Source organism: Micromonospora sp. NPDC005173 (genome assembly GCF_040608515.1).
Lineage (GTDB): Bacteria > Actinomycetota > Actinomycetes > Mycobacteriales > Micromonosporaceae > Micromonospora.
This window is the reverse complement of the sequence record NZ_JBEXIK010000010.1, coordinates 45,463-72,055: the sequence shown is the minus strand read 5'-3', so window position 1 is coordinate 72,055 and position 26,593 is coordinate 45,463. Positions and strand designations below refer to the sequence as shown.

At 71.8% G+C, this 26,593-nt stretch carries 23 protein-coding genes; 5 read left to right on the top strand and 18 right to left on the bottom strand.

The window, feature by feature from the left end; all coding sequences use genetic code 11:
- Positions 1-2: 2 nt before the first annotated feature.
- Complete coding sequence (locus ABZV00_RS14335; protein WP_328413975.1) at positions 3-842, top strand: peptidylprolyl isomerase; 840 nt, start codon at positions 3-5, stop codon at positions 840-842.
- 108 nt (positions 843-950) lie between these two features.
- On the opposite strand, the gene ABZV00_RS14330 is transcribed toward ABZV00_RS14335, so the two are convergent.
- From ABZV00_RS14330 to ruvC, 8 genes are all read right to left on the bottom strand, one after another.
- Entirely contained in the window at positions 951-3,440 is a 2,490-nt protein-coding gene (locus ABZV00_RS14330) for a bifunctional (p)ppGpp synthetase/guanosine-3',5'-bis(diphosphate) 3'-pyrophosphohydrolase (protein WP_355605966.1), read from the bottom strand.
- Between the two features lie 194 nt (positions 3,441-3,634).
- Positions 3,635-4,201: an adenine phosphoribosyltransferase gene (locus tag ABZV00_RS14325; protein ID WP_328413974.1), complete on the bottom strand. Its 567-nt coding sequence runs from the start codon at positions 4,199-4,201 to the stop codon at positions 3,635-3,637.
- A gap of 105 nt (positions 4,202-4,306) precedes the next feature.
- The gene (secF, locus tag ABZV00_RS14320) at positions 4,307-5,500 is read right to left on the bottom strand and encodes a protein translocase subunit SecF (RefSeq protein WP_355605730.1); all 1,194 of its coding nucleotides are present in this window, start codon (positions 5,498-5,500) and stop codon (positions 4,307-4,309) included.
- Between the two features lies 1 nt (position 5,501).
- Positions 5,502-7,418, bottom strand: a complete 1,917-nt coding sequence (secD, locus tag ABZV00_RS14315; protein ID WP_355605727.1) for a protein translocase subunit SecD — start codon at positions 7,416-7,418, stop codon at positions 5,502-5,504.
- Positions 7,419-7,693: 275 nt separating this feature from the next.
- Complete coding sequence (gene yajC / locus ABZV00_RS14310) at positions 7,694-8,032, bottom strand: preprotein translocase subunit YajC (RefSeq protein WP_355605724.1); 339 nt, start codon at positions 8,030-8,032, stop codon at positions 7,694-7,696.
- 141 nt (positions 8,033-8,173) lie between these two features.
- On the bottom strand, positions 8,174-9,241 hold the full coding sequence (gene ruvB / locus ABZV00_RS14305) for a Holliday junction branch migration DNA helicase RuvB (protein ID WP_355605721.1): 1,068 nt from the start codon (positions 9,239-9,241) through the stop codon (positions 8,174-8,176).
- On the bottom strand, positions 9,238-9,840 hold the full coding sequence (gene ruvA / locus ABZV00_RS14300) for a Holliday junction branch migration protein RuvA (RefSeq protein WP_355605718.1): 603 nt from the start codon (positions 9,838-9,840) through the stop codon (positions 9,238-9,240). Before ruvA ends, ruvB begins: the two co-directional genes overlap by 4 nt.
- Positions 9,837-10,364, bottom strand: coding sequence for a crossover junction endodeoxyribonuclease RuvC (ruvC, locus tag ABZV00_RS14295; protein ID WP_355605715.1), 528 nt, complete (start codon positions 10,362-10,364; stop codon positions 9,837-9,839). The genes ruvA and ruvC overlap by 4 nt, the downstream gene beginning before the upstream one ends.
- A 251-nt stretch (positions 10,365-10,615) precedes the next feature.
- Here ruvC and ABZV00_RS14290 point away from each other — a divergent pair, with 251 nt between their 5' ends.
- The gene (locus ABZV00_RS14290) at positions 10,616-11,398 is read left to right on the top strand and encodes a 3-hydroxybutyrate dehydrogenase (protein WP_355605712.1); all 783 of its coding nucleotides are present in this window, start codon (positions 10,616-10,618) and stop codon (positions 11,396-11,398) included.
- 14 nt (positions 11,399-11,412) lie between these two features.
- Positions 11,413-13,332, top strand: coding sequence for a helix-turn-helix domain-containing protein (locus ABZV00_RS14285; protein ID WP_328413959.1), 1,920 nt, complete (start codon positions 11,413-11,415; stop codon positions 13,330-13,332).
- Between the two features lie 41 nt (positions 13,333-13,373).
- On the opposite strand, the gene ABZV00_RS14280 is transcribed toward ABZV00_RS14285, so the two are convergent.
- The 7 genes from ABZV00_RS14280 to ABZV00_RS14250 form a co-directional block, all read right to left on the bottom strand.
- Entirely contained in the window at positions 13,374-13,982 is a 609-nt protein-coding gene (locus tag ABZV00_RS14280) for a TetR/AcrR family transcriptional regulator (RefSeq protein WP_328413958.1), read from the bottom strand.
- A gap of 11 nt (positions 13,983-13,993) precedes the next feature.
- Positions 13,994-15,562, bottom strand: coding sequence for an MFS transporter (locus ABZV00_RS14275; RefSeq protein WP_355605707.1), 1,569 nt, complete (start codon positions 15,560-15,562; stop codon positions 13,994-13,996).
- Positions 15,563-15,897: 335 nt separating this feature from the next.
- Positions 15,898-16,911, bottom strand: coding sequence for a branched-chain amino acid ABC transporter permease (locus ABZV00_RS14270; protein ID WP_328426025.1), 1,014 nt, complete (start codon positions 16,909-16,911; stop codon positions 15,898-15,900).
- Positions 16,908-17,789, bottom strand: coding sequence for a branched-chain amino acid ABC transporter permease (locus ABZV00_RS14265; RefSeq protein WP_109818387.1), 882 nt, complete (start codon positions 17,787-17,789; stop codon positions 16,908-16,910). The genes ABZV00_RS14270 and ABZV00_RS14265 overlap by 4 nt, the downstream gene beginning before the upstream one ends.
- 12 nt (positions 17,790-17,801) lie before the next feature.
- Complete coding sequence (locus ABZV00_RS14260) at positions 17,802-19,052, bottom strand: ABC transporter substrate-binding protein (RefSeq protein ID WP_328426020.1); 1,251 nt, start codon at positions 19,050-19,052, stop codon at positions 17,802-17,804.
- Between the two features lie 53 nt (positions 19,053-19,105).
- Entirely contained in the window at positions 19,106-19,798 is a 693-nt protein-coding gene (locus ABZV00_RS14255) for an ABC transporter ATP-binding protein (protein ID WP_328426018.1), read from the bottom strand.
- Positions 19,785-20,546 (bottom strand): ABC transporter ATP-binding protein, encoded by a 762-nt coding sequence (locus ABZV00_RS14250; protein WP_355605702.1) that lies wholly within the window; start codon positions 20,544-20,546, stop codon positions 19,785-19,787. The genes ABZV00_RS14255 and ABZV00_RS14250 overlap by 14 nt, the downstream gene beginning before the upstream one ends.
- A gap of 224 nt (positions 20,547-20,770) precedes the next feature.
- Between ABZV00_RS14250 and ABZV00_RS14245 the strand changes: the two genes are divergently transcribed.
- Complete coding sequence (locus tag ABZV00_RS14245; RefSeq protein WP_328426014.1) at positions 20,771-21,628, top strand: SPFH domain-containing protein; 858 nt, start codon at positions 20,771-20,773, stop codon at positions 21,626-21,628.
- A gap of 50 nt (positions 21,629-21,678) precedes the next feature.
- On the opposite strand, the gene ABZV00_RS14240 is transcribed toward ABZV00_RS14245, so the two are convergent.
- On the bottom strand, positions 21,679-22,878 hold the full coding sequence (locus tag ABZV00_RS14240; protein ID WP_355605698.1) for an FAD-dependent monooxygenase: 1,200 nt from the start codon (positions 22,876-22,878) through the stop codon (positions 21,679-21,681).
- Between the two features lie 187 nt (positions 22,879-23,065).
- On the opposite strand from ABZV00_RS14240, the gene ABZV00_RS14235 reads away from it, so the two are divergent.
- Complete coding sequence (locus tag ABZV00_RS14235) at positions 23,066-24,022, top strand: TetR/AcrR family transcriptional regulator C-terminal domain-containing protein (protein ID WP_355605695.1); 957 nt, start codon at positions 23,066-23,068, stop codon at positions 24,020-24,022.
- Here the strand turns inward: ABZV00_RS14235 and ABZV00_RS14230 are convergent.
- Positions 24,006-25,100 carry a zinc-binding dehydrogenase gene (locus ABZV00_RS14230; protein WP_355605692.1) on the bottom strand — a complete coding sequence of 365 codons (1,095 nt, stop codon included), beginning with the start codon at positions 25,098-25,100 and terminating at the stop codon, positions 24,006-24,008. The genes ABZV00_RS14235 and ABZV00_RS14230 overlap by 17 nt on opposite strands.
- The gene (locus ABZV00_RS14225) at positions 25,097-26,554 is read right to left on the bottom strand and encodes an aldehyde dehydrogenase family protein (RefSeq protein WP_355605690.1); all 1,458 of its coding nucleotides are present in this window, start codon (positions 26,552-26,554) and stop codon (positions 25,097-25,099) included. The genes ABZV00_RS14230 and ABZV00_RS14225 overlap by 4 nt, the downstream gene beginning before the upstream one ends.
- Between the last annotated feature and the right edge of the window lie 39 nt (positions 26,555-26,593).

Here is a 26,593-nt window from a genome sequence, read left to right as displayed (position 1 = left end):
GCGTGACGTCCACCAGAGATCGGCAGCGCGCCGCGGCACGCGCCCGGCTCGAGAAGGAGATGGCCGAGCGCTCGGCCAAGGCCCGCAAGCGCCGGCAGACGCAGGCGATCATCGGCGCGGGCGCTGCGCTGGTGCTCGTGGTCGCCGGCACCGTCTGGTTGGCGATGAGCCTCGGCGGTGACGACGACAAGACCGACACCGCCGCCCAGGCGCCCGGCGCGTCCGAGTGCGTGTACAACCAACTGCCCGCGGACCAGCGGAGCCCGCAGATCAAGGACGTGGGGCTGCCGAGCAACCAGCAGTCCGGCACCGGCGTGCAGACCATGACGATCGACACCAACCTGGGCCCGATCACCGCCAAGGTCGACCGGTCGCTGGTGCCGTGCACGGCGGGCAGCTTCAGCTACCTCGCGGAGAAGAACTTCTTCGACAACACCAAGTGCCACCGTCTGGTGACCGAGGGCATCAAGGTGCTGCAGTGCGGTGACCCGAGCGCCACCGGCAACGGCTGGCGGGAGACCGACGGCATGGGCGGCCCGAGCTACAAGCTGCCCGAGGAGAACCTGCCCACCGACAAGCGTCCGCCGTACCCGGAGGGCGTCATCGCGATGGCCAACTCGGGCCAGCCGGGCAGCACCGGCAGCCAGTTCTTCATCGTGTACGGCGACTCGCCGCTGGACCCGGCGTACACCGTGCTCGGCACGGTCACCGGTGGCCTGGACATCGTCAAGGACGTGGCCAAGACCGGCGACGACGGGGCGTTCGCCCAGCAGGCTGGCGGTGGCCACCCGAAGAAGGAGGTCATCATCAAGGACCTCGCCATGAGCGCGCCGCAGGGCTGACGCCCGAGAAGACGACGAAGCGCCCGCCGGCTGAGCCGGCGGGCGCTGTCGTGTCCGGTAACTCTGTCGTGTCCGGGATCGGCGCCGCCCGGGGACGGCGGCTCGCGGTCAGGCGCCGGAGGTGACCCGGTACGCGTCGAAGACGCCGTCGACCTTGCGGACCGTGGCCAGCAGGTGGCCCAGGTGCTTCGGGTCGGCCATCTCGAAGCTGAACCGGCTCACCGCCACCCGGTCCCGGGTGGTGGTGACGGTGGCGGAAAGGATGTTGACCCGCTCGTCGGAGAGCACCCGGGTGACGTCGGCCAGCAGCTTGTGCCGGTCCAGAGCCTCCACCTGGATGGCCACCAGGAACGTCGAAGCGGAGGTGAGCTTCCAGCTGACCTCGACCACCCGCTCGCTCTGGGCCCGCAGGTCCTCGGCGTTGGCGCAGTCGTCGCGGTGCACGCTCACCCCGCCGGAGCGGGTGACGAAGCCGAACACCGAATCCGGTGGGACCGGGGTGCAGCAGCGGGCCAGCTTGATCCAGACGTCGCTGACGCCCCGGACCACCACGCCCGGGTCGTTGCTGCTCTGCCGGCTGCGCGGCGGCCGGGTGGCGACGGCGGTCTCGGCGATGTCCTCCGCCGCGCCCTCCTCGCCGCCGTACGCGGCCATCAGCTTCTGCACCACCGACTGCGCGGAGACCTGGCTGTCGCCGACCGCCGCGTAGAGCGAGGCCACGTCGGCGAGGTGCAGGTCCCGGGCGATCGACATCAGCGCGTCAGAGGTGAGCATCCGCTGCAACGGCATGCCCTGCTTGCGCATCGCCTTGACGATCGCGTCCTTGCCGGCCTCGATCGCCTCCTCGCGGCGCTCCTTGTTGAAGTACTGCCGGATCTTCGTACGCGCGCGAGGGCTCTTGACGAAGCCCAGCCAGTCCTGAGTCGGGCCGGCGGTCTCGGACTTCGAGGTGAAGATCTCGATCACGTCGCCGTTGGACAGCGTCGACTCCAGCGGCACCAACTTGCCGTTGACCCGCGCCCCGATGCACTTGTGCCCGACCTCGGTGTGCACCGCGTACGCGAAGTCCACCGGCGTCGAACCCGTCGGCAGCGGGATGACGTCACCCTTCGGGGTGAAGACGTACACCTCCTGGCTGGACAGGTCGAAGCGCAACGCGTCCAGGAACTCGCTCGGGTCGGCCGCCTCCCGCTGCCAGTCCAGCAACTGCCGCAGCCAGGTCATCTCGTCGATGTGCGCCGGCGGGCCGACGATCTGCGTGCCCTTGTGCTCCTTGTACTTCCAGTGCGCGGCGATGCCGAACTCAGCGGTGCGGTGCATCGCGTACGTGCGGATCTGCATCTCCACCGGCTTGCCGGTGGGCCCGATGACCGTCGTGTGCAACGACTGGTACATGTTGAACTTGGGCATCGCGATGTAGTCCTTGAACCGACCCGGCACCGGCTGCCAGTTGGCGTGGATCACGCCCAGCGCCGCGTAGCAGTCCCGAACTGTGTCGACCAGGATCCGCACCCCGACCAGGTCGTAGATGTCGTTGAAGTCGCGACCCCGCACGATCATCTTCTGGTAGATCGAGTAGAGGTGCTTCGGCCGACCGGTCGTCTCCGCCTTGATCTTCGCGGCCTTGAGGTCGGTCTGCACCTTCTGGGTCACCTGCCGCAGCAGTGCCTCACGCTGCGGCTGGTGCTCCCCGATCAGCCGGTTGATCTCCTCGTACCGCTTCGGGAACAGCGTGCCGAAGGCGAGATCCTCCAGCTCCCACTTGATGGTGTTCATACCCAGCCGGTGGGCCAGCGGGGCCAGGATCTCCAGCGTCTCCTTGGCCTTCTGCTCCTGCTTGGGCCGGGGCAGGAAGGTCAGGGTGCGCATGTTGTGCAGCCGGTCGGCCAGCTTGATCACCAGCACCCGCGGGTCCTTGGCCATCGCCACGACCATCTTGCGGATCGTCTCGGCCTTGGCCGCGTCGCCCAGCTTGACCTTGTCCAGCTTGGTGACACCGTCGACCAGCAGGGCGACCTCGCCGCCGAAGTCGGCGCGCATCTGGTCGAGGGTGTACTCGGTGTCCTCGATCGTGTCGTGCAGCAGCGCGGCGACCAGCGTGGTGGTGTCCATCCCCAGGTTGCCCAGGATGGTGGCCACCGCGAGCGGGTGCGTGATGTACGGGTCGCCGGACTTGCGGTACTGCCCGGAGTGCCATCGCGCGGCCGTGTCGAAGGCGCGTTGGAGCAGCCGGGCGTCGGCCTTGGGGTGGTTTACCCGGTGGCTCGCGATGAGCGGCTCCAGCACCTCGCTGACCTGCGAGGTCTGCCACGGCGCGTTGAACCGGGCCAGCCGGGCCCGGACCCGGCGGCCGGTGGGCGCGTTGGACAGCCCGAAACCACCGCTGGGCGACGGGTCGATGCCGGCATCGGTCGGGAACGGGACCACGACACCGTCGGCACCGGGGGACGCCTCGACGGCACCGATCGGAAGCACCGTGCCCTCGGCCGGAGCCCTGCCTGAGCCGTTACCGGTGCCCGTCACCCGGGCCGGCGCGTCACCGTTCCGGTCGGTCACCGAGCCGTCAGCGTCGCCTGTCGGGTGCACCGTGCCCTCCACCGGAGGGACGACATCGTGGGACACCGGCCTCCTCACCGCTCGCCGGAAACACACCGGCCGTACGTCGGCCGGCCTGGTCTCGCGCCGCCGGACGGCGTACCGCCGGCGTCAGCAAAGGGCAATGCTACCCGCACGGACGGTCCCCTGCCGCTCCGCCGGACGGTCGGCGCCCGGTCCGCCCGACGGGTCGCTGTTCAAACGGTCAGCAGGGCATGGACGGGACGCGGGGCCAGCCGCTCGCGGGCGCCCAGGAAAGCGAGCTCCAGCAGAACAGTGAAGCCGGTGACGGTCCCCCCGGCCCGCTCGACCAGGTCCAGCGTCGCCTCGGCGGTGCCGCCGGTGGCCAGCACGTCGTCGACCACCAGCACCCGGTGCCCGGCGGTGAAGGCGTCCTCGTGCACTTCCAGGGTGGCCTCGCCGTACTCCAGCGCGTAGGAGACCGAGTGCGCCGGGCGGGGCAGCTTGCCGGCCTTGCGCACCGGCACCACGCCCACCCCGGCCGCGTACGCGACGGCCGCCGCGACGACGAACCCGCGCGCCTCGATGCCGACCACCACGTCGAAGCCATCCCGCCCGTGGTACGCGACGATCCCGTCGACCACCTCGCGGAACACCTTGCCGTCGGCGAACAGCGGCATCAGGTCCTTGAACATGACACCGGGCTGGGGAAAGTCGGGCACATCCAGCACCCGGCTGGCGATCAGCTGGGCGGCCTCCGGGCCGCTGTCCCCGCGCGCCGCGGTGCTGTGGGTCTCCGTCACGGCTGTTCCGCTTCCTCTCCAACGACGACGGCGTCCGGCAATGCTGCTCGCACAGCATGCCGGACGCCGTTCGGGTGTTTCCTCCCGGGTCTGCCCCGGGGGCCGTCAGCGCCGCTTGGCGCCACCCGGCCGGTTGCCGCCGCCACCCGGGCGACCGCCCCGGGCACCGGTCGGCCGCTTGCCGGCCGGCCGAGCGCCCACCTTGGGTGCGGCACCGGCCAGCGCGGCGGAATCCGCGTCGAGCTGGGCGTCGGCCGTGTCGGCCTGGGCCGGGCTCGGGGCACCCTTCGGGGTGACCTCGCCACGGGCCAGCGCGCCCCGGCGGGCCAACACCCGCTTGTTGTGCGCCTGGATCCGCGGGTCGTAGTTCTTCAGCAGCGCCAGCAGCGGCGTGGCCACCAGGATGGAGGTCACGAACGCCACCGCCATACCGACGAACAGCACCAGGCCGAGGTCCTTCAGCGTGCCGGCGCCGAGCAGGCCGGCACCGATGAAGAGCAGACCACCGACCGGCAGCAGGGCGACCACCGAGGTGTTCAACGACCGCATCAGGCTCTGGTTGACGGCCAGGTTGGCCGCCTCGGAGTACGTCTGGTTGTTGTTGGCCGTGATGCCCCGGGTGTTCTCCTGGACCTTGTCGAAGACCACCACCACGTCGTAGAGCGCGAAGCCCAGGATCGTGAGGAAACCGATGATCGTCGACGGGGTGACCTCGAAGCCGACCAGCGAGTAGATGCCGGCGGTGAGGATCAGGTTCATGAACAGCGAGGAGACGGCGGCGACCGCCATCCGCCACTCGAAGCGCAGGATCAGGTAGACCATCACCAGCGCGATGAAGATGACCAGGCCGAGGACGGCCCGCTCGGTGACCTGGCTGCCCCACGCCTCGCTGACCTGGTTGCCGCTGACCTGGTTGACGTTGATGCCGAAGTCCTGCGCGATGCGCGTCTGCACCGCGTTGGCCTGCTCGGCGCTGAGCTGCCCGGTGCGCAGCTCGTAGGAGTCGCCGCCGGGGCCGCCGACCTTCTGCGCGGTGGCCACCTCGATACCGGTGTTTTCGGCGGCGAGAGCCGAGTTGACCTCCTCCTCGGCCTGCTCCAGGGTGCCGACGCTGGCCGGCACCTGGAACGAGTTACCACCGGCGAACTCGATGCCGAGGCTGAACCCACGGATCGAGAAGCTGAGGATCGCGATCAGGATCAGGATCCCGGCGACGCCGAACCAGAGCTTGCGCCGGCCGACGACGTTGAGACCGGCCTCGCCGTTGTAGAGGCGGCTCGCCAGACCGTTCTGAGCCATCTCAGGCCTCCTTGGCGCGCGGGTTGCGGGGCTGAGTCTGCTGGCTGCGGGCCGGAAGTGCCCGGCCCAGACCGCTGACCCGCGGGGACAGGAACGCCCGGGTCCGGGCGAACATCGTCATGATCGGGTGCCGGAAGAGGAAGACCACGACCAGGTCCAGCACGGTGGCCAGGCCGAGGGCGAAGGCGAAACCCTTGACCGTGCCGACCGAGACCACGTAGAGCACCACCGCGGAGAGCAGGGTGATCGCGTTGGCCGAGATGATCGTCTTACGGGCCCGGATCCAGGCCCGGGGCACCGCGCTGCGCGGACTGCGCCCCTCCCGGATCTCGTCCTTTAGTCGCTCGAAGTAGATGACGAACGAGTCCGCCGCCACGCCGAGCGAGACGATCATGCCGGCGATGCCGGCGAGGGTGAGCGTGAAGCCGATCTGCCGGCCGAGCACCACCAGCGCACCGAACACGAGCAGCGCCGAGAGGATCAGGCTCAGGAAGATGACCGAGCCGAGCAGCCGGTAGTAGAAGAACGCGTAGATGATGACCAGCAGCATGCCGATGCCGGCCGCGAGCAGACCCGCCCGCAGGTGGCTGGCGCCCAGGGTGGCGGTGACGTTCTGCCGCTCCTGCTGCTCGAAGGTCACCGGCAGCGCGCCGAAGCGCAGCTGGCCGGCGAGCGTGCTGGCGTCCTTCTGGGTGAAGTTGCCGGTGATCTGGGAGTTGCCGGTCAGCACGCCCTGGATCTCCGGCGAGGAGACGATCTCGTTGTCCAGCACGACGGCCACCCGGCACTTGCCGTCCTGACCCAGCGCGGTCGCGTCGCAGGCCTGGCCCTCGTTGTTGAACGCCTCACGGGTAAGAGCGGTCCACTTGCCCTGGCCGTCACCGGTGAAGTCCAGGCTGACCACCCAGGAGCTGGCTTGGTCGAGCACCGCGTCGGCGTCGGACACGTCGGTGCCCAGCACCTTGCCCTGGTCGAGCAGGTACTTCGAAGCGCCGTCCTCGCAGGAGACGACCTGCTGCTTCGGGTCGGAGATCGACGCCGGCGGGCGCTTGTCGAGCTGCGCGCAGCCGATCGTCGGCACGTTGAACTGCATCTGCGCCGGCAGGACGGCCACCTCTTGCGGCGACAGCGTGCCGAACGGCTTGAGCTTGTCGGCCAGCGACGGGTCGGCAGTCAGGTCGGCGGGGGCCTGCAAGCCGTTGGCGGCCTGCCACGAGGCGGCGCCGACCTTCTGCTCGACGGCCTTGCGCTGCTCCTCGATGCTGGCCGGCACCGGCTCCTCGCTGGCGCTCGGCGACGGCGCGGCGGCACTCGGCGAGGCCGATGTGGCGGGGGACGGCGTGGCGCTGGCGCTGGGCGCCGGGGCCATCCCGCCCTGCCCACCGCTGGGTGACGTGGTCACCTGCGGCGCGGCGCTGCCGGACGGGGTCGGCAACGCGCTGCCGGATGGCGCGGGGCTGGCGCTGCCCGACGGGACGGGCGTGGCGGCCGGCGGCGGCACGGCGGCCGTCCCGCTGCCGTCGGCGGCCTTGAGCACCTTGCGGAAGCGCAGCTCGGCGGCGCTGCCCACGTCGGTGAGGTCCCGGTTTTCACCGGGCAGGGAGATGACGATGTTCCGGTTGCCCTCGGTGACCACCTCGGCCTCGGCCACGCCGAACGCGTTGACCCGGCTCTCGATGATCTGGCGGGCCTCCTCGAGGTTTTCTGCCGTCGGGGGCTTGCCATCAACGCTGTTGGTCGCCTCCAGCGTCATCCGGGTGCCGCCGATCAGGTCCAGGCCGAGCCGAGGCTCGAGCCGGTCCTTGAAGCTGCCGCTGGCGCCGCCCGCGAAGAACACCAAAAGGTAGAGGACGACGAAGATGAACCCGAGCACGGCGAGCTGCCGGCCGGGCCGCATCTGTCCCTGAGGTGGTGCCACGGTTGTCCTGTCTCCCTGTACGGTCGCGCCGCTGCGCGCGGCGGCGGCGGGTGTCGGGCCGGGGGTCCCGGTCGACGGGTCTGACCTGGGCCGGCGAGGTGCCGACACGATGGCCGGACGCGCCGACGCGAGACGCCGACGGTCACGGGGACGTGCCGATGCCCGGCGTCGACCCAACTATCCAGTTTTCACGTCGCGTCCGCTGCCCCATCGGGCGCGGTGGCCCCGGGGACTGGTCGACCGGCCGTACGCCGGACCCGCCCCCGGAGGAAGGATCACTCCTTGGTGGAGTCCGCGTCCTCGGTGACCGGCTCGCTCGGCAGCTCCGCGCGGGTGATCACCCGGGCGATGGCCGGCCGGGCGTACCGGGTCTGCACGCCCGGAGCGACCTCGAGCAGGACACTGTCGTCCTCGATGCCGGTGACGGTGCCGTAGAGCCCGCCGATGGTCACAACCTCGTCGCCGGGGCCGAGGTTGGACTGCATCGACTCCGCCTCGCGGCGGCGCTTCTGCTGGGGTCGGATCATCATGAAGTACATGACACCGAAGAGCAGGGCGATCATCAGGATCGGCGTAAAGCTGCCGGCCCCGCCGCCCGCTGCTGCGTAATACACGGTTACTGAACCTTCCCATTGGCCACCTGCCCGGCACGTGGGGTGCCGGAGCGGAGGCGGATTCTCACGTCCTGTACAGACCGCGGCGAAGTCTAATCCCTGCACCTGAGAACACCGAATGCGGCACAGATCACGTTCACATCACGCCTGATCGGCATCCGACGAGAACAGATCGGGCGCCGATGGGATATCCGCCCCAAATCTACCATTCGGCGGCGTACGCCCCAGATGCCGCCAGGCGGCCTCGGTGGCCACCCGACCCCGCGGGGTACGGGCCAGCAGACCGGCGCGGACCAGGAAGGGCTCACAGACCTCCTCGACCGTGTCCGGCTGCTCCCCCACTGCCACGGCGAGGGTGGACAACCCCACCGGACCACCCCGGAACGAGTCGACCAGCGCGGTCAGCACCGCCCGGTCGAGCCGGTCCAGGCCCAGCGCGTCCACGTCGTACACGATCAACGCGGCACGGGCGGTGGCGAGATCGACCACCCCGTCGGCCCGCACCTCCGCGTAGTCGCGGACCCGACGCAACAGCCGGTTGGCGATCCGCGGTGTGCCCCGGGACCGGCCGGCGATCTCGGTCGCGCCCTCGGCGGTGATCGGCACTCCGAGAATCCGTGCCGAGCGGTGCAGCAGCGTCTCCAGGTCAGCCGGGGCGTAGAAATCCAGGTGTGCCACGAAGCCGAACCGGTCCCGCATCGGCCCGGTCAACAGGCCCGACCGGGTGGTCGCGCCGACCAGGGTGAACGGCTCGACGTCCAGCGGGATGGCGGTGGCGCCCGGTCCCTTGCCGACCACCACGTCGACCCGGAAGTCCTCCATGGCGCTGTAGAGCAGCTCCTCGGCAGGCCGGGCGATCCGGTGGATCTCGTCGATGAACAGCACGTCGCCCTCGGCGAGGCTGGTCAGGATGGCCGCCAGGTCACCGGAGCGCTCGATCGCCGGGCCGCTGGTCACCCGGATGCCCGCGCCCAACTCGGCGGCGACGATGTTGGCCAGGCTGGTCTTACCCAGGCCGGGCGGGCCGGAGAGCAGGATGTGATCCGGCGGCGAGCCCCGCCGCATGGCGCCCTGCAACAACAGGTCGAGCTGGTCGCGGACCCGGTCCTGAGCGATGAACTCGGCCAGCCTCCGGGGCCGGACGGTGGCCTCGGCGTCCCGCTCCGCGTCGCTGACGTACGCCGAGACAAGCCCTTCGGTCTCACTCACCGGGTGCGACCCAGCAGGCGGATGGCCTGCCTGAGCAGGACCGGCACGGGCGGGGTCTCGCCATCGACGGTCTCCGCCACCGCGGCCACCGCCTGGTCGGCCTGCCCGGCCGTCCAGCCCAGCCCGACCAGCGCCTGGCGGACCTGCTCGGGCCAACTGCCCCCGGTCACGCCGCCCACGCCGTCGGCGCCGATCGCCACCGGGCCGATCCGGTCGCGCAGCTCCAGCACCAGGCGCTCGGCGCCCTTCTTGCCGATCCCGGGCACCCGGGTCAGCGCGGCGGTGTCGGCGTTGGCGATCGCCTTGCGGACCGCGTCCGGGGTGTGCACGGCCAGCACCGCCTGGGCCAGCCGCGGGCCGACCCCGCTGGCGGTCTGGAGCAGCTCGAACAGCGCCTTGGCGTCGTCGTCGGCGAAGCCGTAGAGGGTCAGCGAATCCTCCCGGACCACCAGGCTGGTGGCCAGCCGGGCGGTCTGGCCGACCCGCAGGTCGGCCAGTGTCCCCGGGGCGCAGTGCACGGCCAGGCCGACCCCGCCGACCTCGATCACGGCCTGGTCCGGACCTGTCGCGGTCACCGTGCCGCGCACGCTGGCGATCATCGTGCCCCTCCTCGTCGTGCCCGGTCGGCCGCCGCGGCCAGTTTGGAACGGGTGCCGCCCCGCCACACGTGGCAGATGGCCAGGGCGAGCGCGTCGGCGGCGTCGGCCGGCTTGGGCGGCTCGGCCAGCCGCAGCAGCCGGGTCACCATCGCGGTCATCTGCGCCTTGTCGGCCTGACCGGAACCGGTCACCGCCGCCTTCACCTCGCTGGGGGTGTACGTCTGCACCGGCAACCCGGCGCGCGCCCCGGCCAGCACGGCGATGCCGCTGGCCTGCGCGGTGCCCATCACCGTGCGCACGTTGTGCTGGCTGAACACCCGCTCGACGGCGACGCTCTCCGGCTGGTGCTCGGCGACCAACTCGCTCAGCGACCGGTCCAGGTGCAGCAGCCGCAGCGACAGGTCGTCAGCCGGGTCGGTGTAGATCACGTAGTAGGCGACCAGGGTGCAGGGCCGACCGGGCACGCCCTCGACCACGCCCACCCCGCACCGGGTCAGCCCCGGGTCGACACCGAGCACCCGCACGCCGCCCCTCCCCAACCATCACCAGTACGTGTGTTCGACACACTACTGCCCGCCCTCCCACCCGCCTCAACAGACACGCCCGCCCCAGTCGATCATGGATTTGTGGTGGGCGACAGAGGCCGCAAATCTGGATCGATCGGGCACCACAACACCATGATCGACGGGAGCGGGGGTGGCCACACAGCTTTGGTGCGGAGTATGTGTCGCTGCCCCATGTGCCCAGGGCCACACAGCTCGTAACTTCTTGCGCCATGACGGCAGAACCCGTGGCGGTCCCCCACGTCGTACAGGTCGACCTCGCCGGTCGTACCGCCCTGGTCACCGGGGGCGGCAGCGGCATCGGGCGGGCCTGCGCCCTGCGACTGGGCGCGGCCGGCGCCAAGGTGCTCGTGGTGGACCGGAACCTGGAGGCGGCCCAGGCGGTGGCCGCCGAGGCCGGCGGCCACGCCGAGGGGATGGACCTCGCCGACACCGCGGCGGTGGACCGGCTCGACGTGGACGTGGACATCGTCGTCAACAACGCCGGGCTCCAGCACGTGGCGCCGCTGCAGGACTTTCCCGTCGAGCGTTTCGAGTACATCCAGCGGGTGATGGTCGAGGCGCCGTTCCTGATCATCCGCCGCGCCCTGCCGCACATGTACGCCCGGGGCTGGGGCCGGATCATCAACATCTCCTCGGTGCACGGGCTGCGCGCCTCGCCGTTCAAGGCGGCCTACGTCTCCGCCAAGCACGCCCTGGAAGGGCTGTCGAAGGTGGTCGCGCTGGAGGGCGCCGCGCACGGGGTGACCGCCAACTGCATCAACCCGGCGTACGTGCGCACCGCGCTGGTGGAGAGCCAGATCGCCGACCAGGCCGCCAGCCACGGCCTCCCGGAGACTGAGGTGATCGAGAAGATCATGCTGGCCCGGGCCGCCATCAAGCGGCTGATCGAACCGGAGGAGGTGGCCGAGCTGATGGCGTACCTCTGCTCCGCGCCGGCGGCCTTCATCACGGGCGCGTCGATCGCGCTCGACGGGGGCTGGACGGCCAACTAGTGGGCCCGAGCACAATGTCGACCATGTCGTCGCCGGTGGAGTTCCTGGAACTGCTCGCCCGCGAGGCCGCGCCGGTCGAGTTCGAGGGACCGCTGGTGGCCGCGCGGGCCGCCGGGCTGCCCGCCGACCGACTGGCCGAGCTGGAACAGGCCAGGACGGTGGCGCTGCGGGTCCGCGCGCTGCTGGAGCGCCGGCGGCGCCGGGAGACCGAGCTGTCCGGCCTGTACGACACGGTCAGCGACCTCGCCGGGCTGCGCGACCTGGACGATGTGCTGCGGGCGATCGTGCACCGGGCCCGCAACCTGCTCGGCGCCGACGTGGCCTACATGACTCTCGACGACGAGGAGCGCGGCGACACCTACATGCGGGTCACCGACGGGTCGGTCTCGGCCCGCTTCCAGCGGCTGCGGCTGCCGATGGGCGCTGGCCTCGGCGGCCTGGTGGCCCAGTCCGGTGCCCCGTACGTCACCGCCAACTACGGCGAGGACGAGCGCTTCCACCACACCGGGGAGATCGACGCCGGGGTCGGCGAGGAGGGTCTGGTGGCGATCCTCGGGGTACCGCTGCGGCTCGGCTCCACCTCGATCGGGGTCCTCTACTCGGCCAACCGCTCGGCCCGCCCGTTCGCCCGCGAGGAGGTGGCGCTGCTGGTCTCCCTGGCCGCGCACGCCGCCGTGGCGATCGACACCGCCCGGCTACTGGCCGAGACCCGCTCGGCGCTGGCCGAGCTGTCGGCGGCGAACACCACCATCCGCGCGCACAGCAGCTCTGTGGAGCGGGCGGCGGCCGCACACGACCGGATGACGGGGCTGGTGCTGCGGGGTGGCGGGGTGGAGGACGTGGCAGCCGCGGTGACCGAGGTGCTGGACGGGGCGCTGCTGGCGCTGGACGCCGAGGGCCGGCTGCTGGCCCGGGTCGGCGAGATCGACGAGCCGGACCGGGCGGACATCGTCGAGGCGGTGGCCGCGTCCCGGACCGAGGGGCGCAGCGTGCGCCGAGGCCCGCTCTGGTACGCGGCGGTGGTGGCGGGCACGGAGAACCTGGGCGCCCTGGTGCTGCGACCGGACGACGAGCTGGTCGACGCCGACCAGCGGATCCTGGAACGGGCCGCGCTGGTCACCGCACTGCTGCTGCTGTTCCGCCGCACCGTGGCCGAGGCCGAGGGGCGGGTACGCGGCGAGCTGCTGGACGACCTGATCGCCCGGCCGCTGCGCGACACCGACGCCCTGCACGACCGCGCCCGCCGGCTCGGGGTGGACCTGGACGCGCCGCACGTGCTGGTGGCGGTGGGCGACGACGCGATCGCCGCCACCGGCTCTGCCCGGCAGCGGGTGTTCTCCTGGGCCACCACGTACGCCTCGGCCCGGGGCGGCCTGGCCGCGGCCCGCGACGGCCGGGTGGTGCTGATGCTGCCCGGGCGGGACGCCGGTGCCAGCGCCCGTGCGGTGGCCCGGGACCTGTCCCGGGTGACCGGCCGGCCGGTGACCGCCGGGGCGAGCGGCCCGTCGACCGGGCCGGCGTCGCTGGCCGGCACGTTCCACGAGGCGGACCGCTGCCTCACGGCACTCGGCGCGCTGGGCCGCTCCGGCCAGGGGGCGAGCACCGCCGAGCTGGGCTTCGTCGGGCTGCTGCTGGGCACGGTCGGTGACCGGGGCGAGAAGGACGTGGCGCAGTTCCTCACCGCCACCGTCGGGCCGGTGGTCGACTACGACGCCCGGCGGGGCACGGCGCTGGTGCGGACGCTGGAGGCGTACTTCGGGGTGGGCGGCAGCCTGGCCCGGGCCGCCGAGCAGTTGCACGTGCACGTCAACACGGTGACCCAGCGGTTGGAACGGGTGGGGCAGTTGCTCGGCGCCGACTGGCAGAAGCCCGAGCGGGCGTTGGAGGTGCAGCTTGCGCTGCGCCTGCACCGGCTCCGCGCCCCCGCCAGCTGACCCCCGGCCGGCAGGCCGGACCGGTCAGCCAGCGGGCCGGGTCAGCGGGCCTGGATGCCCTCCAACACGGTGTCGACGACCTGCTCTGGCAGGGTCCGCTCGTCCAGCTCCGGGTTCCACTGCAGCACGCGCTGGATCAGCATCGGCCCGGTGAGCAGCGCCATGGTCACCTCCAGGTCGAGGTCGGGCCGGAGCACCCCCTCGCTGACGCCCCGTCGCAGCACCTCGCGCATCAGCTGCCGGCGCGGGGCGATGATGTTCTGGTAGAGCTGGAACTGGTCCGGGCTGCGGTTCACCGCGGGCACCAGGCAGGGCATGATCTTCGCCGCGCGCGGGTCGACGTTCTTCCCGATCGCGCCGACCAGCAGGATCAGGTCGTCCCGGACGGTGTGCCCCTCGGGCTGCGGCAGGACGCCCTTGAGCCGGCGCAGCGCGTCCAGCAACAGGGCGTCCTTGCCGGCCCAGCGGCGGTAGATGGTGGCCTTGCCGACCCCGGCGCGGGCAGCGATCGCCTCGATCGAGAGCGCTTCGATGGTGCTGCCCTCGGCGAGCAGGTCGAGGGTGGCCTCGATGATCGCCTCATCGGCGCGGAGGCTCCGCGGCCGCCCGGGCGACCGCGGAGCATCAGCTGTGGACGTCATGTCGGACATTGTCCCCGAACCTAGGCCGTCCCGGCCAACTCGGGCTCGGCGGCCGGCGCCGCCGGTACGGCAGCCGCGGCCTCCCGGCCCGGCATCCAGCGCAGCACCACGAGGATCCCGAGCGCGGCGACCACCGCGGACAGCGCCGCCGCCCAGTGCATGGCGGTGACGAAGGCGTCGTTGGCCGCCGAGATCAGCGTCGGCGCCGCCGGGCCGAGTTGCCCGGCCGCCGCGTACGCCCCGGAGATCGACTCGTTGGCCGCCTCGCGGGCCTGCGCGGGCAGGCCGGTCAGCGCACCGTCCACGTCGGCCCGGTAGACCGCGGAGAGCACCGAACCGAGGACCGCCACGCCGAGCGCGCCGGCCACCTGGCGGACGGTGTTGCTCACCGCGGAGCCCACGCCGGCCTTCTCGCGAGGCAGAGCCGACATGATCGACTCGGTAGCCGGCGGCATGATGTTGGCCATTCCGACGCCCTGGAAGAAGAACACGACCAGCACGATCCAGATCGGGGTGGTCGCGTCGACGAAGGCGAACGCGGCAAGTGCCACCGTGGTCAGCGCCAGCCCGACGGTGGCGACCGCCCGGCCGCCGTAGCGGCGGACCATCGCGGCGCTGCGCGGCGCGAAGATCAGCTGGGCGCCGGCGAAGGGCAGGAAGAGCAGGCCGGTCTGCAGCGGGCTGTAGTCGCGCACCAGCTGCAGGTAGAACGAGCTGAAGAACATCACGCCCATCGCGGCGAAGAACACCAGGCCGACGATGGCCACGGGTGCGGCGAACCGGGGCAGCGTGAACAGCCGGACGTCCAGCGACGGGTGGTCGCTGCGCCGCTCGTGCTGCACGAACCAGGCCAGCACCGCCAGGCCGACCAGGATCGAGCCCCAGGCCACCGGCCGGCCGAAGCCGTGCTCGCCGCCGTCGATGATGCCGTAGGAGAGGGCGACCAGGCCGATCACGGAGAGCAGGACGCCGGGCACGTCGACGCGGCCCGGGCGCGGGTCGCGCGACTCGGGGACCAGCAGCGCGACCAGGATCACGCCGGCGGCCACCACCGGCACGTTGATCAGGAAGACCGAGCCCCACCAGAAGTGCTCCAGCAGGGCGCCGCCGAGGATCGGGCCGATCGCCACGGCGAGCCCGACCGCACCGGCCCAGACGCCGATCGCCCGGCCGCGCTCACGTGGGTCGAAGACGTTGGAGATGATCGACAGCGTCACCGGCATGATGGCCGCGCCGCCGACCCCCATCAGGGCGCGGGCCGCGATCAGCTGGGCCGGGCTCTGGGCGTACGCGGAGAGCAACGACGCCAGCCCGAACAGCGCCAGGCCGATCATCAGGAAGCGCTTGCGGCCGGCGCGGTCGCCGAGCACCCCGAAGGTGAACAGCAGCCCGGCGAAGACCAGAGTGTAGGAGTTGATGGACCACTCCAGCTCGCCCTGGCTGGCGCCGAGGCCGTGCACCGGGTCGGCCAGGGTGCGCAGGGCGACGTTGAGGATCGTGTTGTCGAGGACGACCACGAGGAGGCTGATCACCAGCACCCCCAGGATCGCCCACCTCCTCGGGTGTCCGGTGTTGTCGTGCAGCTCCATGCCCGGTTCTCCCCCCGGTTTCACCCGCCGCGCAATACGATACGGGCCAGACTCGTAACTGCGGACAGCGTAAGGCCGGCATTAACGATACGGAACGGATCCGTATCGTATGTGGTGGGCGTCACGCTCGGCCCACGCCCGCTCGGTGCGGTCGGGAGGTCACCAGGCATGCGGCGGCCCGGCTCCCGGCGGTACACGTCCAGCCCGACCCGGACGCCCTCGCACGGCATCCGCCAGCATCGGATCGGTCAGCACCAGACGCACCCCCGGGTAGGTGTTCCCTACTACCCGGGGGTGCGCTGAAACAGCGCGCGGTGGACGCGCCGTCGCGGGATTTACCGGCGGCGCGCCGCCAGTCTGCGGGCCAGCGCGGCGGCGCTGCCCCAGATGCCGCGCCGGAACAGCACCACGACGAGGACGAAGATGCCGCCGGTGACCAGGCCGATCGCCTCGAACCCGGAGAACGACAACCAGTCCTCCAGCCGGACCACGATCCCGGCGCCGAGCACCCCACCCCAGAGCGTGCCGATCCCGCCGAGCACGACCACGATGACCGCCTTGCCGGAGGTGGTCCAGTGCAGCACGTCCAGTGAGACGAAGCGGTGGCCGACCGCGAACAGCCCGCCGCCGAGCCCGGCGATGAACCCGGAGAGCACGAACGCGGTGAGCTTGTAGCGGTGCACCGGATAGCCCAGCGCCCGCGCCCGGGCCGGATTGTCCCGGATGCCGACCAGCACCCGACCGAACGGCGAGTGCACGATCCGCCAGGCGGCGGCCAGCCCGAGCAGCACGATCGGCAGGATCGCGTAGTAGAAGTAGTAGTCGTCGGTGAGGTCCCAGCCGAACAACTCCCGGGGCACCCCCTGCAGGCCGTTCTCGCCCTGGGTCACCGAGCGCCACTCGTTGGCGACGTAGTAGACCATCTGCGCGAAGGCCAGGGTCACCATGGCGAAATAGATGCCGGTCCGCTTGACCGCCAGGTAACCGATCGGCACCGCCAGCACGGCCGCGGCGAGCGCCCCGGCCAGCACCGCCAGCGGGAACGGCAGGCCGGCGTGGATGGCCACCAACCCGGTGACGTACGCCGAGGTGCCCCAGAACGCGGCGTGCCCGAAGGACATCAGCCCGGTGAAGCCGAGCAGCAGGTCCACGGCGACCGCGAACAGCGCCCAGCAGAGGATGTCCACCGCCACCGCCGGGTAGAGGCCGTTGGGCAGCCAGGCGGCGGCGGCCAGCCCGACGGCGAGCAGCGCGTACCGCACCCAGCCAGGGGCGCGGGCCACGGCGACCAGTCCGGACGGTGGCGCCGCTCGGGGCGCGTCCGCCGGGGTGTCCACAGTGCTGGTCATGCCGGCGCCTCCTCACGACCGAACAGGCCGGCCGGCCGCCAGAGCAGCACGACGGCCATCACGATGAAGACGATCGTCTGCGACACGATCGGAAAGTTGGACAGGTACGCCTCGCCCCACGCCTGGACCAGGCCGATGCCGAAACCGGCGGCGACCGAGCCGAAGATCGAGCCCAGCCCACCGATCACCACCACCGCGAAGACCACGATGATCAGATCGGCGCCCATCAGCGGGTTGACCGCGCGCATCGGCGCGGCCAGCACGCCGGCCAGCCCGGCCAACCCGATGCCGAAGCCGAAGACCGGCGTCACCCAGCGTCCGACGTCGATACCGAACGCCCGGGTCAGGTCGGGCCGCTCGGTGGCCGCGCGGACCACCATGCCGATCCGGGTCCGGGTGAGCACCCACCACACCGCGACGCAGAGCAGCACCGCGAAGCCGAGGATGAACACCCGGTAGGTCGGGAAGTCGAAGAGCCCGAAGTTCACCGTCCCGCTCAACAGCGACGGGGTGGCGTACGGGCTGGACTGCACGCCGTAGCGCAGCTTCACCAGATCCTGCAGGATCAGCGTCAGGCCGAAGGTGAGCAGGAAGTTGTAGAGCGGGTCGAGTCTGGTCAGTCGGTGGATCACCGCCCGCTCCAGCGCCATGCCGAGCAGGCCCAACCCCACCGGCATGATCACCAGGGCCGCCCAGAACGGCACGCCCGCCTCGGTGAGCAGCACGTACGCGCCGAACGCGCCGAGCATGTAGAACGCGCCGTGGGCGAAGTTGACCACCCGCAGCATGCCGAAGATGACCGCGAGCCCGAGGGCGAGCAGGGCGTAGAACGCCCCGCTCACCAACCCGTTGAACGTGTTCTGCGCGAATCCGGACACAGCGTCACACGCTCACAGCTTGCAGTCCGCTGACGGCGCGCGGAACGCCTCCGCGGCGGGGATCGTCTTGAGCACCTTGACGTAGTCCCACGGCTCGGTGACCTCGGACTGCGGCTTCACCTGGGCCAGGTACGCGTCGTGCACCACCCGGTGGTCCTCGGCGCGGATCTTGCCGTTGCGCAGGAAGACGTCCTCGATTGTCTTGCCTTCCAGGCCCTTGACGACGGCGTCCGCGTCGTCGGTGCCGGCGGCCTGCACCGCCTCCAGGTACTGCAACGCCGCCGAGTAGTTGGCCGCGTGCGCGAAGGTCGGTCGGGTGCCGGCCTTCTGCTGGAACCGGTCGGCGAACTCCCGGTTCTTCGCGTCGAAGTTCCAGTACCAGGCGTCGGTGTACGTGGTGCCGGCCAGCGCCGCCGGGGTGAGCGAGTGGATGTCGGTGAGGAACATCAGCCCCACCGCGAGGCCGACGCCCTTGTCCCGCAGCTTGAACTCGTTGTACTGCTTCACCACGTTGACCAGCTCCGCACCGGCCTGCATGGTGCCCAGCACGTCCGGCTTCGGGTTCAGGTTCGGCGCCTTGAGCAGGAACGTGGAGAAGTCGCCGCTGGTGTTCGGGAACGGCGCGCCGTCCTTGCCGACGACCTTGCCGCCGGCCGCCGTGATGGCGGTGGAGAAGCTCTTCTCCATGTCCTGACCGAAGGCGTAGTTCGGGTACAGGATGTACCAGTTCTTGCCGATCTGCTCGGTGGTGGTCTTCCCCGTGCCGTTGGCCAGCATGTACGTGTCGTAGGCGTAGTGGAAGGTGTACTTGTTGCAGCTCTTGCCGGTCAGGTCGGTCGTCGCCGCGCCGATGTTGAAGTAGAGCTTCTTCTTCTCCTTGGCCACGTCGGCGACCTTCAACGCGGCCGAGGAGGTGGGCACGTCCAGGATCAGGTCGACGCCCTTGCGGTCGTACATCTCCTGGGCCTTGGAGTTGGCCACGTCCGGCTTGTTCTGGTGGTCGGCGGTCTCCACGGTGATGTCCTTGGTCACCGCCTTGTCGCCGTACTTGGCGGTGAAGTCGGCGATGGCCATCTCCACCGCCGTCACCGAGTTCTTCCCGGACAACTCCGAGTACGCCCCCGACTGGTCGTTGAGCACGCCCAGCACGATCTTGTCGCCGGTCAGCTTCTGGTCGCCGCCCGCCTGGGGTCCACCGCCGCCACAACCAGCGACCAGCACCACCGCGGCCGACGCCGCGGCCACACCCACCGTCCTGCGCATGCCCACTCCATCCATTCCGCGCTTCGTCGCGCGGATCGTTGTTGAGAGAAAAATCAGATCCCGAGGTACGCCAGCAGCTCGCGTTCCCGCGAGCGCACCTCGGAGTTGTCCATCGCCTCGGCGACGCGTCCCTCGGCCAGCAGGTAGTGCCGGTCGGCGACACCGGTGGCGAAGTGCAGGTTCTGTTCGACCAGCAGCACGGTCACCCCGTGCCGCTTGGCCTCCCGCAGCAGGTCACCGACCTGCTGCACGAGCAGTGGGGAGAGCCCTTCGGTGGGCTCGTCGCAGAGCAGCAGCCGGGCACCCATCCGCAGCACCCGGGCCAGCGCGAGCATCTGCTGCTCGCCGCCGGAGAGCATGGTGGCCGCGGAGTCGCGCCGGGTGTAGAGGGCGGGGAACGCCTCGTACACGCGCTCCAGCGACCACGGGTCGGGACCAACCCGGGGCGGCAGCGTCAGGTTCTCGGTGACGGTCAGCGTGGCGTACGCCCCGCGGTCGTCGGGTACCCAGCCCAGCCCGAGCCGGGCCCGCCGGTGCGCCGGCAGCTTCCCGACGTCGCGCCCGTCCAGTTCCACCGTGCCGCGCTGGCCGGAGTGCAGGCCCATCACGCAGCGCAGCAGGGTGGACTTGCCGGCGCCGTTGCGCCCGACCAGGGTGACCACCTCACCGGCGGCGACCTCCAGGCTGGCGTCCCGCAGCACCTGCGCCTCGCCGTACCAGGCGGAGAGGTTCTCAATGCGCAGCATCAGCGGCTCCCAGGTAGGCGGTGATCACGCGTTCGTCCGCGCGGACCTGCTCGTACGGGCCCTCGACCAGGACCTTGCCGGCCTGCAGCACGGTGACCGTGTCGGCGAGCCGGCCGACCACGCTCATGTTGTGCTCGACCATCACCACGGTCCGGCCCTGGCGGACCCGGCCGATCAGCTCGACGGTGCGGTCGACGTCTTCGAGGCCCATCCCGGCGGTCGGCTCGTCGAGCAGCAGCACCTTCGGGTCCAGTGCCAGGGCGATCGCCAGCTCCAGTGCGCGCTTGCGCCCGTACGCCAGCGCCTCGGACGGGGCGTCCGCCAGGTCGGCCAGCCCCACCATGGCCAGCAGTTCGTCGGCACGCTCGGTGTAGCGGCCCATCAGCTTCGCCGAGCGCCAGAACCGCCAGCCAAGCCCGCTCGACGACTGGAGGGCCAGCGCCACGTGCTCCCGGGCGGAGAGCTGCGGGAAGAGGCTGGTGATCTGGAACGAGCGGGCCACGCCGAGCCGGGCGACCTGCTCCGGGGGCAGCCCGGTGACGTCCCGCCCGGCCAGCTCGATCCGCCCGCCGCTGGGTCGCAGGAAGCCGGTGAGCAGGTTGAACAGGGTGGTCTTGCCGGCGCCGTTGGGGCCGACCAGCGCGTGCACACTCTCCGGCGCGACGTCGAGGTCGACGTCGTCGACCGCCCGGAAGCCCCGGAAGTCTCTGGTCAGCCCTCGGGCCGACAGGAGCGCTTGCCCGGTCATCGCCTCATCCTCCGCATGGTCGCGGCGACGGTCGATTCGGTGACCGTGGTCACAGGGCCGTCGCGTGGAGGAAACGTACGGCCGCCCCCGCGAGTCGAGCCATGTCGATGGCATCCATATTCGGCCGGCAGGAGACGTGCGCAAACGCCACTCCCCGGCGTCGCCGCCTTGACCGAGCCGCCTAGGTTGATGATCCACACAGCCCAGCGAAAGGCCCCCAACCCATGCCCGTCGGCTTCACCATGGCGATCGTCTTCGCCGTCGCCCTGGCGATCAGCGCCGTCCTGGCGCTCGTCGCCCCCAGAAGCGCGGTGAAACGGACGGCCGCCCTCGCGGCGCTCGGCCTCCTCGCCGTCACCGTGCTGATCGGCGTCGCCTCCAGCGCCCACTCGGTGCCCATCCGCTCGGTCGGCATCGTCACCAGCTTCGGCAAGCCCACCGGCGAGGTGACCGGATCCGGCCTGAAGTGGGTGGCCCCCTGGCAGAAGGTCGGCGAGTGGGACGCGGGCCGGCAGAAGTACGACCACATCGGCGGCAACAACTGTGTCCGGGTCCGCACCGGCACGCTCGCCGACGCCTGCGTCGAGGTGCTCATCGAGTGGCAGGTCAAGCCGGAGAACGCGCCGAAGCAGTTCATGGACTACAAGGGAGACTTCACCAGCTTCCGGGGCCAGCGGGTGGGCGTGCAGCTCGACAGCGCGGTCAACGACGCGTTCGCCGCGTACAACCCGCTGGAGAAGATCGACGCTCAGACCGGTGACCTCAACGTCGACCTGAAGCCGTTCGCGGCGAACATCAAGGCCAGCGCGGACACCCGGCTCGCCACCGACGTGGACATCCTCTCGGTGACCATCACCCGGGTGAACCACGACGAAAAGACCGAGAGCAACATCAAGGCGTTCCAGGACAAGCTGGCACAGACCCGCAACCTGGAGCAGGACCGCAAGAACGCCGAGATCTCGAAGCAGATCACCGAGACCAACGCGAAGGTCGACAAGGTGACCCGCTGCCTGGAGATCGCCGAGAAGAACGGCGCCAACCCGGGTCTCTGCATTAACCCGGGCATCGTCACCGGCAAGTGACCGGGACCGGCCCCACCCGCACCGGGTGGGGCCGGGTCACCCGACGATCGTCACGCGCTGACGGCGTAGTCCGGCAGGGCCAGCCCGCCGGCCTGGCTGAAGACGAGCCGCGCGGTGAGCTTCCGCAACGGGCGGGAGGTCATCGCGCGCACAGCTGTGTCGCGCAGGCGAATCGCGGTCCGGGTCGCCGGCAGGAAGCCGGAGATGCCTCCACCCGGAATTTCCTGCCCGCGCGCCACGTGCGCCCGCAGCGTCTCCTCGTAGCGGCGGTACGCGACGACGTGGTCACCACGGGCGGCCGCCAGCTCACCGGCGAGCACGTACGCCCCGACCAGGGACAGGCTCGTTCCCTGCCCGGTCAGTGGGGACGGGCACCAGGCGGCGTCGCCGAGCAGCGCTACCCGCCCGGTGCTCCAGGTGTCCATCCGCACCTGCCCGTACCGGTCGAAGTAGAAGTCGGGGGCGTCGGGCATCGCCGCCAGCAGTTCCCCGGTCCGCCAGCCGACGTCGGCGAAGCGCTCGGCGAGGAACCGCTGCTGGGCGTCCCGGTCCCGGCGGTCCAGGTCGATCGGCGGGGAGACGAAGCTGAACAGCGCGCTCGTTCGGCCGTGCCGGTTCGGTCGGGTGGCGACCACCCGGCCGCCCGGAGCGTTGTGCATCTCGAACCAGCCGCTCTCGTTCCGGTACGGAGTGGTGAAGTAGGCCAGGTAGGCCCCGAGGGGCCGGACGTACGCCGACTCGGGGCCGAAGGCCAGCGCCCGGGTACGCGAGTGCGAGCCGTCTGCCCCGACGACCAGGCCCACGGTGCGCGGGGCGGATCGCGCGAAGGTGAGCCGCACCCCGTCCCCGGTCTGCGTGAGCGTCTCGATCGAGTCGTCGAAGAGGTACTCCACGTCGGCGCGGGTCTCCTCGTACAGCAAGCGGGCCAGGTCGCCGCGCTCGATCTCGATGTCCGCCACGACGCCCTCGCCGTCGAAGGCGTGCACCGGCATCCGGCTGCGCACCCGACCCCGCGCGTCGACGTACGCCATGCCCTGCTCCCGGACGCACTCGGCCCGGATCCGGGCGGTCAGCCCCATCCGTTCGACGACCTCACGGGCGGTCCCCCGCACGTCCACCGCCTGCCCGCCGGGGCGGAGCCCGGCCGCCCGCTCCACGACGGTGACGGCGAAGCCGTGCCGGCGCAGCCAGAAGGCCAGCGCGGGGCCGGCCACACCAGCGCCGGAGATGAGTACGGTCCTGTCGTTCATCGCACCGCTCCTGAGATTGCGTGTACACCGTCAACCCGGCCGTCGCCGAGGTCCGGACGGGAGGTCTCCCCCGCGCGCTGAACCGTAGTTTCCACCGTGCTCAGCGGGCCCGTTCCGACCTAGTACGCTCGGCCGGGGAGGGTCGCTGGGAGCGGCTCGTACTAGTACGCTGCACCGGAGGTGTTCCATGACCGGTTCCGAGCCGCCGTACCGGCGGATCGCCGCGGGGATCCGCCGCCGGATCGACCTCGGCGAGCTGCGTCCGGGCGATCGGGTGCCGTCGGCCCGGCAGCTCACCCGCGAGCACGGGGTGGCCATCGCCACCGCCACCAAGGTCCTCGCGCTGCTACGCGACGAGGGGATGGTGCTGACCCGGCCGGGGGCGGGCACCGTGGTCGCCCCGCCCCGCGCGGCGGTGCCGCAGGCGGGTCGGAGCGGCGACGGCGCGGAGCGGGATCTGACCCGGGAGCGGCTGATCCGGGCCGCGATCGCGCGGGCCGACGCGGGCGGCCTGGCTGCTGTGTCGATGCGGCAGATCGCCGCCGAGCTGGGGGTGTCCACGATGTCGCTCTACCGGCACGTGCGCGGCCGGGACGAGCTGATCCTCACGATGGCGGACACGGCCCTGGCCAACGCGCCACTGCCGGCCGTCGCGCCAGCCGGCTGGCGGGCCCGGCTGGAGCTGCTCGCCCGAGCGCAGTGGGCGACCTACCGGCGGCACCGTTGGCTGCCGCACGTCATCTCGATCGCCCGCCCGCAGGTGCTGCCCCATGCCATGGCGCACACCGAGTGGGGCCTGCGGGCCACCGCCGGTGCGGGCCTCGACCGGCACGTGCGCTGGCACGTCGCCATCACGCTGATGGCGTACGTACGCGGCATCGCGACGAACCTGGAGATGCGGGCGCAGGCGGAGCAGGACAGCGGCCTCACCGACGAGCAGTGGGTGGACCGCCAGGTGACCACGTTCCAGCACGTGATCGCGAGCGGCGGCTACTCCACGATGGCCGCGCTCACTGACGAGGGCGACCTGGACCTCGACCTGGAGAGCGTCTTCGAGTTCGGCCTGCGGCGGCTCCTCGACGGGTACGCCGCGTTGATCGAGCAGCGGCCGCCGGCCGGACCTCAGCTCAGCCCGGGAAGCTGACCACCCAGCGGGCGCCCTCGCCCCGCGCCAGCCGATCGAACGCGGCCGGCGCCTCGTCGAGGGTGACCACCCCACTGACCAACGGTGCGAGGTCCAGGGTGCCGTCGAGCGCGGCCCGGGCCAGCTCGGGCACCTCGCGGTCGGGGTCGGACGAGCCGTACACCGAGGAGCGCAGCGTACGGGCGGAGTGGAAGATGTCCAGCGCGCCGAGGCTGACCATGTCGTCCCTGGCGCCCATGCCGACCACGGTCACCGCTCCCCCGCGCCGGGTGAGCCGCCAGGCCGCCCGGATGGTGGCGGCGCGACCGACGCACTCGAAGGCGTGGTCGACGCCCCGACCCTCGGTGCGCGCCCGCACGTCCTTGGAGAGCCGGTCGTCGGAGAGCAGGAAGTCGGTCGCGCCGGCGGCGAGCGCCAGGTCGCGCTTCGCCTCGGCGACGTCGACGGCGAGGATCGGCGTGGCGCCGGCCCGGCGGGCCGCGGTGAGCACGGCGAGCCCGACCCCGCCGAGCCCGATCACCGCCACCGACTCGCCGGGGGCCACCCGGGCGGTGCTGCGGACCGCGCCGGCGCCGGTGAGCACCGCGCAGCCGAGCAGGGCGGCCCGCTCGGGGGGCAGCCCGGCGGGGATCGGGATGACGGCGCTCTCGGGCACGACCACCGCCTCGGCGAGCGCGCCGAGGCCGAGGGTGAGGTGCAGCGGGGTGCCGTCGTCGGTCTCGCCGCGCGCCACGGTCGGCGCGGTGTTGGCGGCGCAGAGCCACGGCTCGTCGTGCTGACACCACCAGCAGGCCCGGCAGGCGGGCGCCCAGTTGAGCACCACCGGAGTGCCGACCGCCAGCCGGCTGCCCGGCCCGGCCTCGGCCACCACCCCGGTCGCCTCGTGCCCGAGCACCAGCGGGAACTTCGCGGCGAGGGTGCCGTTCACCATGGACAGGTCGGAGTGGCAGACGCCGGCTGCGTGGATCGTCACCCGCAGCTCGCCGGGGCCGGGCGCGGGCAGGCGTACCTGCTCGACCCGCAGCTCGGCGCCGGACCCGCGCGCGACCAGCGCCCGCACGGTGACCGGGCCGCTCATCGCTGGATCGCCTTCAGCTCGCAGAACTCGGCGAGGCCGTGCACGCCCAACTCCCGGCCGAGGCCGGACTGCTTGTAACCGCCGAACGGGGCGAGCGGGTTGAACGGCGCGCCGTTGATGTCGACGGCGCCGGTGCGCAGCCGCCGGGCCACCGCCAGCGCGGCGTCGGTGTCGGCCGACCAGACCGCCCCGGCCAGCCCGTACTTCGAGTTGTTGGCGATGGCCACGGCCTCGTCGGTGTCGTCGAATGGGATGACGGCGAGCACCGGGCCGAAGACCTCTTCCTGGGCGAGCGCGCTGTCCGGATGGACGTCGGCGAAGACGGTCGGGGCGACGAAGTGCCCCCGGGCGGGCACCGGGGCGTCCGGGCCGCCGACGACCAGTCGGGCGCCGTCGGCGAGGGCCCGGTCGACGTGGCCGCGGACCCGCTCGGCCTGGGCGGCGGAGACCAGTGGGCCGAGCCGGGTGGCCGGGTCGAACGGGTCGCCGAGGCGGTAGCCGGCCACCGCCGCGGCGATCAGGTCGAGCGCCTCGGCGTACCGGTCGCGGTGCACCAGCATCCGGGTCCACGCGGTGCAGGTCTGGCCGGAGTTGATCAGGGCGTTGCCGACGCCTACCTTGACGGCGGTGGCCAGGTCGGCGTCGGGGAGGATCACGTTGGCGGACTTGCCGCCCAGCTCCAGCGCGACCCGGGCGATCCGGTCGGCGGCGAGCCGCATGATCCGCGCGCCGGTGGCGGTGGAGCCGGTGAACGAGACCAGGTCGACGTCGGGGTGCCCGGCGAGCGCCTCGCCGACCACCGGGCCGGTGCCGGGGACCAGGTTGAGCACACCCGGCGGCAGCCCGGCCTCGGTGACCGCGTCGAAGAGCAGGTACGCGGTCAACGGGGTCAGCTCGCTGGGCTTGAGCACCACCGTGCAGCCGGCCGCCAGCGCGGGCGCCAGCTTCGCCATCACCTGGTGCAGTGGGTAGTTCCACGGGGTGATCGCGCCGACCACCCCGATCGGTTCGCGGACGACGAGGGAGTTGCCGATGCTCTCCTCGACCGGCGGGCGGGCGGCGAGCGCGACGTGGTCGCGCAGCACGGTCAGCGGCAACCCGACCTGCACCCGGGTGGCGAGCTTGAGCGGCGCGCCCATCTCCACGGCGATCGTGCGGGCGAGGTCGTCGGCGCGCGCGGCGAGCGCGGTGTGCAGCCGGTCGAGGTGAGCGGACCGCTCGGCGGGGGCGGCGGCCGACCAGCCGGGGAAGGCGGCGCGGGCCGCGGCGACGGCGCGGGCCACGTCGGCCGGGGTGCCGGCCGGCACCTGCCCGATCAGCTCACCGGTGCTCGGGTTCTCCACTCCGATCACGTCACTGGCGGTGGACTCGGTCCACTCGCCGGCGATGTGCAGGTGGCGCCGGAGGCGCAGGGCGTCGGGCAGCACCTGCGACGGCGGGGCGGCGAGGTCCATGTCGTCCCTTCGGGGGTGGGCGATGGGCGAGGAAACTAG